The following is a 12,592-nucleotide window of genomic DNA, read 5'->3' on the forward strand; positions in this document are numbered from 1 at the left end:
TTCTTGCCACCCGGATCCCGCGGCTCTTATGATCACGACCCGACGTCCCTTGTGCGCGGGGAGGATCACGACCAATGACCGCAGAACTGGATGGGCTCACCGCCCTGGTCACCGGCGGCGCCTCCGGCATCGGGCTGGCCGCCGCCCGGCTGCTCGGTGAACGCGGGGCACGCGTGGCGGTCCTCGACCTCGACTGCGACGACGTGCCCGCCCCGCTGCGCGCGTTCCGCGCCGACGTGGCCGACGACCTCTCCGTGCGCGCGGCCGTGCGGGACGCCGCCGACGCGCTCGGCGGGATCGACATCCTGGTCAACAACGCCGGCATCGGTGCCGCCGGCACCGTGGAGGACAACCCGGACGAGCAGTGGCACCGGGTCCTCGACGTCAACGTGCTCGGCATCGTCCGGGTCACCCGCGCCGCCCTGCCGCACCTGCGCCGGTCCGCCGCCGCGTCCGTGGTGAACACGTGCTCCATCGCCGCCACCGCCGGGCTGCCGCAACGCGCCCTGTACTCGGCGAGCAAGGGCGCCGTCCTCTCCCTCACCCTGGCGATGGCCGCCGACCACGTGCGCGAGGGCATCCGGGTCAACTGCGTCAACCCCGGCACCGCCGACACGCCGTGGGTCGGGCGGCTGCTGGCGGCGGCGGACGACCCGGCCGCCGAGCGCGCCGCGCTGTGCGCCCGGCAGCCGACCGGGCGACTGGTCACCGCCGGCGAGGTCGCGGCCGCCATCGCCTACCTGGCCTCACCGGCCGCCGGCAGCACCACCGGCACCGCGCTCGCCGTCGACGGGGGCATGGCGGGCCTGCGCCTGCGGCCGGCAGCGGCCCAGTGAACGGATTTACATCCGATGTATCGCTATAGGGTGTCCGGAGGCCTTCGCGACCACATCGACAGGGGATGACACGTGGCGCTGACCGACGATGCGATCTTGAAGATCAAGAACATGATCGTGTCGGGTGAGCTGGGACCCGGCGACCGGCTGCCGCGCGAGGCCGACCTGGCCGAACGCCTCGGCCTCTCGCGCAACTCCCTGCGCGAGGCGGTCCGGGCGCTGTCGATGATCCGCGTGCTGGACGTCCGCCAGGGCGACGGCACCTACGTGACCAGCCTCGACCCCACGGTCCTCCTGGACGCGCTGAGCTTCGTCGTGGACTTCCATCGCGACGACACCGTCCTGCAGTTCTTCGAGGTGCGCCGGATCCTCGAGCCGGCCGCCACCGCGCTCGTCGCGCTGCGGATGGCCGACTCCGACATCGAGAAGCTGCAGGCCCTGCTCGACGAGCTCGGTCCCGAGCCGACGGTCGACGCGCTCGTCGCCAACGACCTGGAGTTCCACCGCCAGATCGCCGCCGGCGCCGGCAACGGGGTGCTCTGTTCGCTGATCGAGGGGCTGTCCGCGCCGACCAGCCGGGCCCGGGTGTGGCGCGGCCTGACCCAGGAGGGCGCGGTGTCCCGGACCCGCGAGCAGCACCAGGCCATCCACGACGCCCTGGCGGCACGGCAGCCGGAGCTGGCCCGATCGTGGGCGACGGTGCACATCGCCGGCGTGGAGGAGTGGCTCCGCAGCGCGCTCTGACCCGACAAACTTCTTACGTATAGGGCCTCATTCGGCTCAGGACACTGACAACGAGAACGTGGCGATCCTGCTGCTGGCCGCGAAGTACGGTCTGCCCGCACGCCGGCGGGGTCGGCCTGTGCGAGCTGGTCCAGCACCTGTCGATGTTCGACTTCGTGGCCGTCTCCGGCAGCCTGCAGGACCGGGTCATCGAATACGTGGACCACCTGCACGAGCACTTCGTCGATGCGGTCGTGATCCGCGACGGCGCCTATCAACTGCCGGCCGCGCCCGGGTTCTCGGCCCGGATACGACCCGAGACGCTGCGGCGGTACGACTACCCGGACGGGCCCGAATGGACCTGACCCGTCCTCGCTACAACCCGGCGCGTGCGAAGCGGCGCACCGACAGGGGCACGAAGATCAGCAGGAGGAGGGCGAGCCACAGCAGGCTCGCGGTCACCGGGTGCGCCAGCGGCCAGGCGGCGTCCGGTCCCGGGACGCCGGGATTGCCGAAGAGTGACCGGCACGCCGTGACCGTCGCGCTGACCGGGTTCCAGTCGCAGATGGTCCGGAGCCAGTCCGGCATGCCGTCGGTGGGCACGAACGAATTGGACAGCATGCTGATGACGAACGTCAGCGGCGCCAGGCCGGCCGCCATCTGCACCGAGGGAATCACCAGCCCGAGGAAGGTGCCGATCCAGGACATCGCGTACCGGAACAGCAGGAGCAGGCCGATCCCGGCCAGGGTCTTCCCGATGCCGTGGTGTGCCCGCCAGCCGACGGCCAGCCCGCAGGCCAGCATGACCGTCAGTCCGAAGATCCCGGTGATCCCGTCCGAGTTGGCCTGCCCGAGCGGCACGGCCGCACGACTGGCCGGCATCGAGCGCAGGCGATCGATGACGCCGTGTCCCTGGTCGGTCGCGATGGCCACCATCGCCGTGGAGATGGCGGGCACGGTGGTCATGACGAAAAGCCCGGGCAACAGGTATTCGCGGTAGTTGCCGCCGCCGGGTATGGCGATGGCGCTGCCGAACACGAACCCGAACAGCACCACGAACACCATCGGCCCGATCAGCATGGCGGCCAGCGTTCCGGGCTGGTGGCGCAGTTGGAGGAGCTTGCGCAAGGTCAGGGTCCAGCCGTCGGCCAGGAGGATCACGCCATCACCTCCGGGCTCCGGGCCGCCGGCCCGGTCAGGGACAGGAAGACGTCGTCGAGGCTCGGCTCACGGATCCCGATGTCGCGGATCCCGGCGCCGGCCAGGTCGAGTTCGCGCACGACCCGCGGCAGCGGCGGCACCTCGCCGACGGCGGCGACCACGATGCGCGTCCCGTCGGCTTCCGGCCGCCGGCCGGTGAGCCTTTCCAGCACGGCCATGGCGCCCGGCAGGTGGTCCACGGAATCCACCACGACGTCGATGTGACCGCCGATCCTGGACTTGAGCTGGGCCGGGCTGCCCTCGGCGATCAGCCGGCCGTGATCGATGACGGCGACGGCCGAGGCGAGCCGGTCCACCTCCTCCAGATATTGGGAGGTGAGCAGCACGGTGGTGCCATCGGCCACCAGGTCGCGGATGGACTCCCAGACCCCGATCCGGCTCCGGGGGTCCAGCCCGGTGGTGGGCTCGTCGAGGAACAGCACCTCGGGAGCGCGCAGCAGGCCGGCGATCAGGTGGATCCGGCGCCTCATGCCGCCGGAGTAGGTGCCGACCTGCCGGTCGGCGGCGTGCCCGAGGTCGAAGCGTTCCAGCAGCTCGTCGGCGCGCCGCCGGGCGCCGCGCACACCCAGCCGGGACAGCCGGCCGAAGATTCGCAGGTTCTCCCGGCCGGACAGGCCGTGGTCGAGCGCGGCGTCCTGGCCGGCCAGCCCGATCACCTCGCGGACGCTGCCGGGCTCGCGGGCCACGTCGAACCCGGCGACGACGGCCTGCCCGCCGCTCGCCCTGGTCAGCGTGCTCAGGATCCGCACGGTCGTGCTCTTTCCCGCGCCGTTCGGGCCGAGCAGCCCGTAGACGACGTGCGGCGGTATCTCCAGGTCCAGGCCGCTCAGCGCGGTGACGGCGCCGAAGTCCTTCCGCAGCCCGCTGGTGCGAACGATCGGATCGGTCATGATCACCTCCCTAACTGGGTACGGTGTATGCAGTCGCAAATCTAACCGACTGGGTACGGCGTACGCAAGCTGTCGGCGGATTGCGTAGAGTGGCTGTCGTGCCCGAGCAGGAATCGATCATCTGGATGCGACCGGAGAAGTCCGCGCACGGTCCGGCGCCGGCATACAGCCGCGACCGGATCGCCGCGGTGGCGATCGGGATCGCGGACGCCGAAGGCATCGACGCCGTCTCGATGCGGCGCATCGCCAAGGAACTCGGCACCGGCGCGATGACGCTCTACCGCTACCTGCCGGCCAAGGAGGACCTCTACACGGTGATGATCGACCAGGCGGTCGGCTTCGAGCCGCAGGAGCCGACCGGCGACGTCGGCGCCGACCTGGCGGCCCTGGCGCGCCGCCACCGGCGGACCCTGCGCCGGCACCCCTGGCTCGCCCCGTTCCTCGCCAGCCGGCCGATCATGGGTCCCAACGTGCTGCGCGGCACGGAGCGCGACCTCGCCCTGCTCGGCGGTCGCGGCCTGCACATCAACGAGATGCTCGATGTGTTCAACCTGGTTCGCACCTGGGTCAACGGCGCCGTGCAGGCCGAGCTGGCCGACTCCGACCCGTCCGGCGCCGACCGCCTCGCCTGGCAGAAGCGCATGGGCCCGTACCTCACGACCCTGCTGGCGACCGGCGAGTTCCCGTACCTGGGCCGGATGATCGAGGCGGCCGAGTTCGGTGACGCCGACGAGCGGTTCGAGAACGGGCTGGCGATCCTCCTGACCGGGATCGAGGCCCGGCTCGCGGCGATCGCCGGAACCGACGTCTCAGCAACGGCGGAATCCAGCCGATAGGGAGGTGAAGACTGTCGAGCGGGGGTGGCGGTGACGGCTGGTTACCGGCTTTCTCTGGCCCGGACCATGTTGTTCGCCCTCGTATACGCCGGCGCGTGTTACATCGGGCGACGATTCTGGCTGGGCTACGACGTCAACCTGGTCTGGCCGGCCGCCGGCGTCGCCGTGGTCTGGTTCTGCGCACACCGCCGGGCACCCACCCGCCGCCTCGACATGCTGCTTCTCGCCCTGATCCTGGGCGGGACGGACTGGCTGACCGGGGCCTCCGTGGCGAGCGGCGTCGTCGCCGGCCTCGTCGGCCTGATCCAGATCATGGTCTTCCTCTGGCTGCTGCACCGGTGGTGCCCGCGCCTCTGGGGCGCGGGCGGCAGCGCGCCGCTGCGCTCCCCGCGGGACCTGTGGACCCTGCTCGGGGCCGGCCTCGCGGCGACCGTCGCCGCCAAGACCGTCAACGTGCTCGGCCAGGGCCTGGTCACCGACGGGTTCCCGGTCCTGGTCTCGACGATGTCGGTGGCCCGGCACATGGCCAGCATCCTGATCATCGGAGCCGCCGGGATCTGCGCGGGAGCCGCGCTCACCCGGCTCCGGGCGCAGGGCCGCCCGGTCGCCGACTGGTGGCACCCCCGCGGTCCCGCCTCGCCCTGGCGGATCGCCGAGGTCGCCGGGATCGGCGCCCTCAGCGTCGCCGGGTACCTGGCCGTCTTCACGGCCGAGGGCCGCTTTCCGCTGTCGTTCGCCCTGCTCGGGATCACCGTCCTGGCGGGGGCCCGCCTCAGCCTCCCCTGGGTGTTGCTGCACAATGCGGCGGTCTGGATCGTGGCGTTCTGTTGCACCCTGGCGGGTTTCGGCCCGTTCGCCCTGATCGGTGACGTGATGCTGCGGGCGGCCGTCGTGCAGCTCTTCGCCGTCCTGGTCGCCGTGATCGGGCTCGCCCTGGCGCTGGGCCGCGACGAAAGACGCGCGCTGCTGGGCGCCCTGGCCCGGGAGAAGGCCGAACTGGCCGCCCGGCAGATCGAACTGGCCGCGCAGAAGGCGGAGGTCACGCACCACGCCGACCTGCTCACCGCGATCATCGACTCGATGGGCGACGGCCTCGCCGTGATCGGCCCGGACTGCCGGGTGACGCTGCGCAACCCGGCCGTCGCCGACCTGTTCGGCGAGCGCGCCGGCCCGAACGACATCCTCGGCACCGACTGGTCCGGCCTCTACCACGCCGACGGCACCCGGGACGCCGCGGGCGAGCCGGCCTACCTGCGGGCGCTCGCCGGCGAGGACGCGCCCGGGGTCGACATGCTGATCCACAACCAGGGATCGTCGGACAGCCGGGTGGTGCGGGTGACCGCCACCGCACTGCCGCACCCCGACGGCACGCTCAGCACGGTGGTGCTCTTCCACGACGTGACCGCCGAACGCCGGCACCGCGACGAGCTGACCAACTTCGCCAGCGTGGTGGCCCACGACCTGCTCAACCCGCTCGCCAGCGTGGATGGGTGGGCGATGGCGGCGCGGGACTCGCTGGAGGGCGTACCGGATCATCCGGACCTGGAGCAGGCCCGCGCCGACCTGGCCCGCCTGGCCCTGGCCTCCGCGCGGATGCGCGGCCTGATCGACGGCCTGCTGTCCTACGCGACGGCGCGGCAGGCGACGCTCGCACCGGCCGAGGTGGACCTGGCCGAGGTGGTCGCCGACATCGCGCTCGCCCGCTCGGACGCGGCGGTGGCGTCCGGCAGGCCGGAGCCGCTCTTCACCGTCGGCGAGCTGCCCCCGGTCCAGGCGGACCCGGTGCTGGTCCGGCAGCTGATCGACAACCTGGTCGGCAACGCCATCAAATACACCAGGCCGGGGGTGGTCCCCGTCCTGCGGATCGCCGCCGGGCAGGACGAGGCGATGGTCACCGTGCGCATCGTGGACAACGGCATCGGCGTGCCCGAGGGCCAGCACGAGGCGATCTTCGGCAACTTCCACCGGGCACACGTCGGCGGCGGCTACCAGGGCACCGGGCTCGGGCTGGCGATCTGCCGGCGCATCGTGGAACGCCACGGCGGCACCATCACCGCCACCGACGACCCCGGCGGCGGCTCCTGCTTCGCCTTCACGCTGCCCCGGGGCCTCCCCTCCGCCGCCGCGGCATCGCGCACCTCGGGTCCGATGTCGAGCGACCCGGGCTGACCAGGCGCGGGCGACGGGACCAACGCCGCGCAGCGAGACCGCGGTCCGCACGGTGACCGGGAAAGCCCGCCACCACGCCTTCGCCACTGATCGAGCTGTAACCACGGGCGTGGCGACCGGTTCGCGCCGGCCGCCACGCCGGGCGATCAGTACTTGGTGTACCTGGCCCAGTCGTAGTTCGCGGTCAGCGTCCTACCCGGGTAGGTGAAGGGCTGCAGCCAGCCGTCGACGCCGATGCCGGGCCAGAGGTTCATCATGATGCGCTGCGGGTGGGTGGGCAGCGGCCCGCGCGAGCCGTTCTCCTGGTGGACGAGCCGGCCGTCGACGAACCAGTTGATGGTGCCCCCGTTCCACCATTCGAAGGCGTAGTTGTGGTAGCCGGTCGAGGCGTCGAAGCCCAGGTTGATGACGGTCTCGTGGCCGCCGACGCCGTTGGTGAAGTAGTTGAGCTGCACCTGGGTCGTGTTCTTGCCGAGAACCTCCACGTCGATCTCGTCCCAGGGCTGGCCGTCGCTGGGCCCGGTGTAGGTGAAGAACGAGGACACGGTCCCGGGGTTCTTGACGGCCTTCATGCGCGTCTCGAAACGGCCGTACGAGAACAGGTCGTTGGTGCGGTATTCGCCGGAGGCGTAGGGCTTTCCGGAGCAGCCGCCCGGGCAGGAGGCGGTGTCGAGGTTGAGGCCCATGACGCCGCCGTTGAACCAGACGTGGTCGGCGCGCCAGCCGACGTTGAAGGGGTTGCCGTTGCTGTAACCGTCGGCCTTGTGCCAGCGGCCCGTGTTGAACGCGTCGAAGTTGTCGACGAAGCTCGGGCCGATCGCGGCCTCCGCGGGTCGGGCGCCGGCACCGATCAGGGTGGCGGCCACGGTGAGGGCGGCGAGGGCGAGCGCCATCGGGGCGCGGGATCGAATTTTGCGCACGGATGTCTCCAGTTCGGTACAGCGGGGGAGGTGGGGGATGCCGGGTCGGGGGTGGGCCGGCGAGGGGGCGCCCGGGCCGCGCTGTCTGATGTGGACACGTCGACCTTCTGGATGCTCGTGGAAACATTTCGGAAGCGCTTCCAGCTCGTTTCATCCAGCGACGTCTATGGCAGATTTTGAACTCACGCGGCGAACTGTGTCAAGGGCCGGCCGCGCGATCTCGGGCTACTGTTCAGGGATGTACCGCGTTCCAGCAGCGAGAGGGGCTTGCCGCGGCCCGACCGTCCACATGATCGGCGAAACCCGTCGTTTACATCGATGGCGCCGAACCGTACGGTCAAAACTGGAAACGCTTCCAGTCAGGCGGATTCCCGCACGACCATCTTCGTAGGCAGGATGCACGACTCCGGCTGCACGCCGTCCAGCAACTCGATCAGCATGCGGGTGGCCTCGCGGCCCAGGGCCTGCACCGGCTGATGGACGGTGGTGAGCTTCGGATCGGTGTGCACCGCCAGCGGCGAGTCGTCGAAACCCACGACGGCCACGTCGCCGGGCACCGTGCGGCCGGCGTCGCGCAACACCCGCAGGGCCCCGGCCGCCATGTTGTCGTTGGCCGCGACCACCGCGTCGAGGTCCGGCCGCGCGCTCAGCAGCGCGCGCATGGCCGCGACGCCGCTGGTCTCCAGGAAGTCGCCCGGCTCGGTGGCGTACGGCTCGAGCCCGGCCAGCAGCAACGCCTCGGCGTAGCCGCGATGACGTTCCCGGCCGACGGCGGTGTCGACGGGTCCGGTGATCATGGCAATGCGGCGGCGGCCGCTGTTGAGCAGGTACTCGGTCGCCGCCCGCGACCCGCCCACGTTGTCGACGTCGACGTAGCAGGGCGGCGTCCCGTGCAGGGGCAGCCCGACGAAGACCGTCGGCACTCCCGATTGCGCGGCGATGTCGATCAGCGGGTCGTGGCCGCGCATCGCGACCAGCATCACCCCGTCGGCTCCCCGGGTCTGCAGGAAGGTATGCAGCCGGCGCCGGCCGTGACCGCTCGTGGCGAGGCTGAGCATGAGGTGCAGTTCGGTCTTCTCCAGGGCGGCGGACGCGCCGACGATGACCTGCGCGAAGAACGGGTCCGCGAACACCTCGGGCCCGTCGCCGGAGACCGCCAGCACCACCACACCGGACTGACGGGTGGCCAGCGCCCTCGCGGCCCGGTTGGGCGTGTATCCGAGCTCCCGGATCGCCTTCTCGACCGCGTCGCGCTTGGCCCGGCTCACGTGCGGGCCGTTGTTGATCACTCGGGAGGCGACGGTGCGGGACACCTGCGCGCGCTCGGCGACCTCGTCGAGGGTAGGCGGCCGAGACGGGGCCGGTGACGGCATTCGTGCCCCCTCCGCTCGAGCCGATCACCAGGATGGAACGCTCCTGCCGACATGGCCTCCGGCGATCCTAGATAGTCACGCGCGACCATGTAAAGCGGCGTCATGGCCGGTCAGAACTCCCGGCTCCGACGCGCCGGGCAGGTCGCCGGCGCACCCCCTCAGATGACGTCACGGCGGCCGAAGCCGACGAAGCCGACGACGGTCAGCAGGGCGGCCACCAGGCTGACCCAGCCCAGTCCGCTCCAGTCCACGGCGGCGGCGGTGACGTTGGGGACGTGCCACAGCGGGCTGATCCCGAGGATCCAGTCCCAGAGCCGGAACATCGGGCCGAGCAGGGTTATCGCGAAGGTGGCCACCACGGCGAGCCAGCCGGCCAGCCGGACCCGCGGATTGGCGCCGACGGCGGCGAGGGACACCGCGACGATGGCCCACATGGCCGGGATGGTCGCCGCGGCCTGGCGCAGGACGTCGCCCGCGGCGATGCCGGGTTCGGCGGCGGAGGCGACCAGCCCGATGACGGTGCCGGCGATCAGCAGCGCGACGGCGGGAGCGACGAACGCGATGATCGCGTTGCTGGCCAGATACCTCGTGCGGCTCAGCGAGCCGGCGAGTACCGGCTCGACCCGGTAGTCGAGCTCCTCGGCGTAGACGCGCATGACGATCTGCACGCCGAAGACCGAGGCGATGATCCCCACCAGCTGCAGGATGGTGACCAGGAACGCGAAGATCAGCCCGGCCTGAGTGGTGGCGCCGGATCGGATCAGCCCGCCCATGGCGGGGTTGCTCGCGAAGACGTCGCCGACCGAGGTGGCCAGGAACCCGAACACCATGCCGAGGCCGGCGAACGCGATCAGCCAGGAGATCAGCGAGCCCCGGTTGATCCGCAGCGCCAGGCCCCACACGGAGGCGACCATCCCGGCGCGGGCCGGGCCCCGCCGGGGGGCGATCATGCCGAGGCCGAAGTCCCGGTGTGCGTGCAGCGCCAGCGCAATCGCGGCCGTCACGATCGTGAAGGCCAGCGCGAGCAGCAGCGGCCGGCCGTTGTTGCCGGCGGCCGGGCGGACCTGCTCGAGCCAGCCGAGCGGGGTGAGCCACACCGCCCACTCCCCCGCCTGACTGGCGTCGATGTAGCCGCGCACGATGAACGCGATCCCGAGGGTGGCGACGGCGATGCTGTTCGCGGTGCGCGCGTCGGAGCCGATCTGTGCGGCGATGCCGGCCACACCGGCGAACATCAGCCCGGAGGCGGTGAACGTCGCGGAGAGCATCAGCGAGTTCTGCCAGCCGCCGCCGCAGGCGATGGTGAGCAGCCAGGACACGACGCCGAGGGCGATCGAGGCGAGCACCGCCATCATCATGGCGACGGCGAGGCGGGTCTGGCGTCCCATCACGCCGGAGGCGAGGAGCTCTGCCTGGCCGGAGTCCTCGTCGGCGCGGCTGTTGCGGATCACGATGAAGATCGTCATGAGGGCGGCGAAGAAGGTGCCGAGGGCGCCGGCGCGCCAGGCGTTGAAGCCGTCGGCGGTCAGCAGGTCCCGGGACGGGCCGAAGATCAGGCTCAGCGCCGGGTTCGCGCCGAGGGTCGCCGACAGCTGCTGCCGGGCGTGCAGGTCGGGAAACACCCACGCGTACGCGAGGACCGACGACGCCGACAGCGCGGAGATGAGCATGATCCAGGGGGCGATGTTTCGGGCGTCCTGCTTCAGGGCGGCGCGCAGCAGCGGCTTCGCGCCGGTCAGGGTCTGGTTCATGCCGCGCCGCCGCCGGTGCCGTACTGGCTCAGGAACAGCTCCTCGAGCGACGGCGGCGCCACGGTCAGCGACGTCAGCGGGTAGCGGCCGAGTTCGGCCATCGCCGCGCTGAGCTGCTCGGCGTCGACCGCGCCGGTGAACCGGCCGTCCTTGAGCTTCGCGTCGTGGATGGACGACAGCGCGTCCAGGCTCGCGGGCGTCTCCGCGAAGACGGCGTAGATCGTGGTGCGGGTGCGGTGGCGCAGCTGGTCGAGGGTGCCGGTCTCGACGACCCTCCCGGCCCGGATGATGCTGATCCGGTCGGCGAGAGCCTCGGCCTCGGACAGGATGTGGCTGGACAGCAGCACGCTGCGGCCCCGGGCCTTCTCCTTGCCGATCTCCTCCTGGAAGATCGACTCCATCAGCGGGTCCAGCCCGGAGGTGGGCTCGTCCAGGATCAGCAGGTCGACGTCGGAGGCCAGGGCGGCGATCAGGGCGACCTTCTGCCGGTTGCCCTTGGAGTACTGCCGGCCGCGCTTGGTCGGGTCCAGCTCGAAGCGCTCGATCAGATGCTGGCGGCGGGTCTCGTCGAGGCCGCCGCGGAGCTTGCCGAGCAGGTCGATCGCCTCGCCGCCGGTCATCCCCGGCCACAGGCTGACGTCGCCGGGCACGTAGGCCAGCCGCCGGTGCAGCGCGACCACGTCCTTCCACGGGTCGCCGCCGAGCACCCGGACCCGCCCGGCGTTCGCCTTGAGCAGGCCAAGCAGCACCCGGATCGTGGTCGACTTGCCGGCGCCGTTCGGGCCGAGGAAGCCGTGCACCTCGCCCCGGGCGACGTGCAGGTCGAGGCCGTCGAGGGCCCGGAACGCCCCGAACGACTTGACCAGGCCTTCCACTTCGATGACCGCGTCGCCGCCGGACGCGGACTGCGAGGAGCTCATGGCGATGCCCTTCCCGAACAGCCGAGGTCGAATTCCACAGGTGAGGAGTTCACTCCGACGATAAATTCCACGGCCGTTGAAGTCAACACTCGATGAATAACGCCGGGTGGTTGGTAGTGTCGTCAGGCGTGGAGCCGGAAAACCGCCGCACCGCCGGTCGCCGTACGGGTGAAAGCGGCACCCGGGACGCGATCCTGGCCGCGGCGCGCGAGCAGTTCGCCGGCAAGGGCTACGACGGGGCGTCGCTGCGGGTGATCGCCGCGGCCGCGGGCGTCGACACCGGCCTGATCCGGCACTTCTACGGCAGCAAGGACGACCTTTTCGACGCCGCCCTCGAACTCCCGGACGAGATCCCCCAGCGCCTGACGCGGGCGCTCACCGGCGACCCGGACCGGCTCGGCGAACGCCTCATCGACGTCTACCTCGGCTTCTGGGAGGACCCGGCCAGCGCCGGCGCCCTGCTGGCGATCGTGCGCTCCGCCATCGCCTCCGACCACGCCGCCGACCGCCTGCAGGCGATGCTCAGCGCCCGCTTCCTCGCCGACCTCGCACCCCACCTCGGCGGGACGATCGGGCAGGCCCGCGTCGCCCTCGCCGGCGCCCACCTGCTCGGCATCGCCGTCGCCCGGTACGTCGTGCGCGCCGGCCCCATCGCCGACCTGGACCGCGCCGAGCTCATCGCCCTGTGTGCGCCCGCGATCCAGCGATACCTGACCGGCCCCAGGCCCACCTCCTAGGTTCGCGCGGCGGGCGACCTCGACGTGACCGGGCGGGAGGCGGCCGAAGCGTTCCCGGCCGGCGTCGGTGATGGTGATGGTGATGGTGATGGTGCCGAGCGATACGTGCTGACGGCGGCGGGGCGCGCCCCCCCCCGTTGCCCCCGCGCCCCGGCCGGGGGCGCCCGGGGGGGTGTCACGCGCGCGGGTTTTGGGAGGGCCCCCGGGGGGCCCCCC

11 protein-coding genes and 1 pseudogene are annotated in these 12,592 nt (G+C 71.7%); 6 read left to right on the forward strand and 6 right to left on the reverse strand.

Going from position 1 to position 12,592, the window contains the following annotated elements; translation table 11 throughout:
• The first annotated feature begins 74 nt into the window (after positions 1-74).
• The 3 genes and pseudogenes from AB0F10_RS17415 to AB0F10_RS17425 form a co-directional block, all read left to right on the forward strand.
• Entirely contained in the window at positions 75-836 is a 762-nt protein-coding gene (locus AB0F10_RS17415) for an SDR family oxidoreductase (protein ID WP_360625279.1), read from the forward strand.
• A 72-nt stretch (positions 837-908) separates the two neighbouring features.
• A complete protein-coding gene (locus tag AB0F10_RS17420; RefSeq protein ID WP_360625282.1) occupies positions 909-1,580 on the forward strand; it encodes a FadR/GntR family transcriptional regulator in 672 nt (223 codons plus the stop codon).
• A 49-nt stretch (positions 1,581-1,629) separates the two neighbouring features.
• Positions 1,630-1,924: pseudogene (locus tag AB0F10_RS17425) on the forward strand (enolase C-terminal domain-like protein); the annotation flags it as partial.
• Positions 1,925-1,934: 10 nt separating this feature from the next.
• Here AB0F10_RS17425 and AB0F10_RS17430 read toward each other — a convergent pair.
• Both AB0F10_RS17430 and AB0F10_RS17435 read right to left on the reverse strand, forming a co-directional pair.
• Positions 1,935-2,720, reverse strand: a complete 786-nt coding sequence (locus AB0F10_RS17430; protein WP_360625285.1) for an ABC transporter permease — start codon at positions 2,718-2,720, stop codon at positions 1,935-1,937.
• On the reverse strand, positions 2,717-3,670 hold the full coding sequence (locus tag AB0F10_RS17435; protein ID WP_360625288.1) for an ATP-binding cassette domain-containing protein: 954 nt from the start codon (positions 3,668-3,670) through the stop codon (positions 2,717-2,719). Before AB0F10_RS17435 ends, AB0F10_RS17430 begins: the two co-directional genes overlap by 4 nt.
• Before the next feature lie 98 nt (positions 3,671-3,768).
• On the opposite strand from AB0F10_RS17435, the gene AB0F10_RS17440 reads away from it, so the two are divergent.
• The gene (locus AB0F10_RS17440) at positions 3,769-4,506 is read left to right on the forward strand and encodes a TetR/AcrR family transcriptional regulator (RefSeq protein ID WP_360625291.1); all 738 of its coding nucleotides are present in this window, start codon (positions 3,769-3,771) and stop codon (positions 4,504-4,506) included.
• A gap of 66 nt (positions 4,507-4,572) precedes the next feature.
• The gene (locus tag AB0F10_RS17445) at positions 4,573-6,675 is read left to right on the forward strand and encodes an ATP-binding protein (RefSeq protein WP_360625294.1); all 2,103 of its coding nucleotides are present in this window, start codon (positions 4,573-4,575) and stop codon (positions 6,673-6,675) included.
• 146 nt (positions 6,676-6,821) lie between these two features.
• Here AB0F10_RS17445 and AB0F10_RS17450 read toward each other — a convergent pair whose 3' ends face one another.
• The 4 genes from AB0F10_RS17450 to AB0F10_RS17465 form a co-directional block, all read right to left on the reverse strand.
• Positions 6,822-7,595 (reverse strand): glycoside hydrolase family 16 protein, encoded by a 774-nt coding sequence (locus AB0F10_RS17450; protein ID WP_360625297.1) that lies wholly within the window; start codon positions 7,593-7,595, stop codon positions 6,822-6,824.
• Positions 7,596-7,954: 359 nt separating this feature from the next.
• Positions 7,955-8,968, reverse strand: coding sequence for a LacI family DNA-binding transcriptional regulator (locus AB0F10_RS17455; protein ID WP_360625300.1), 1,014 nt, complete (start codon positions 8,966-8,968; stop codon positions 7,955-7,957).
• A gap of 158 nt (positions 8,969-9,126) precedes the next feature.
• Positions 9,127-10,719 (reverse strand): multidrug ABC transporter permease, encoded by a 1,593-nt coding sequence (locus AB0F10_RS17460; protein WP_360625303.1) that lies wholly within the window; start codon positions 10,717-10,719, stop codon positions 9,127-9,129.
• Positions 10,716-11,639, reverse strand: a complete 924-nt coding sequence (locus AB0F10_RS17465) for an ABC transporter ATP-binding protein (RefSeq protein WP_360625306.1) — start codon at positions 11,637-11,639, stop codon at positions 10,716-10,718. Before AB0F10_RS17465 ends, AB0F10_RS17460 begins: the two co-directional genes overlap by 4 nt.
• Before the next feature lie 128 nt (positions 11,640-11,767).
• On the opposite strand from AB0F10_RS17465, the gene AB0F10_RS17470 reads away from it, so the two are divergent.
• Positions 11,768-12,376 (forward strand): TetR family transcriptional regulator, encoded by a 609-nt coding sequence (locus AB0F10_RS17470; RefSeq protein WP_360625309.1) that lies wholly within the window; start codon positions 11,768-11,770, stop codon positions 12,374-12,376.
• Positions 12,377-12,592 lie beyond the last annotated feature (216 nt).

The organism is Actinoplanes sp. NPDC026623 (genome assembly GCF_040638275.1).
GTDB lineage: Bacteria > Actinomycetota > Actinomycetes > Mycobacteriales > Micromonosporaceae > Actinoplanes.

Coding starts and splice junctions, on each gene's coding strand:
- AB0F10_RS17435 (WP_360625288.1), bottom strand. CDS start 3,670: ATGACCGATCCGATCGTTCGCACCAGCGGGCTGCGGAAGGACTTCGGC.
- AB0F10_RS17460 (WP_360625303.1), bottom strand. CDS start 10,719: ATGAACCAGACCCTGACCGGCGCGAAGCCGCTGCTGCGCGCCGCCCTG.
- AB0F10_RS17465 (WP_360625306.1), bottom strand. CDS start 11,639: ATGAGCTCCTCGCAGTCCGCGTCCGGCGGCGACGCGGTCATCGAAGTG.
- AB0F10_RS17445 (WP_360625294.1), top strand. CDS start 4,573: ATGTTGTTCGCCCTCGTATACGCCGGCGCGTGTTACATCGGGCGACGA.
- AB0F10_RS17455 (WP_360625300.1), bottom strand. CDS start 8,968: ATGCCGTCACCGGCCCCGTCTCGGCCGCCTACCCTCGACGAGGTCGCC.
- AB0F10_RS17415 (WP_360625279.1), top strand. CDS start 75: ATGACCGCAGAACTGGATGGGCTCACCGCCCTGGTCACCGGCGGCGCC.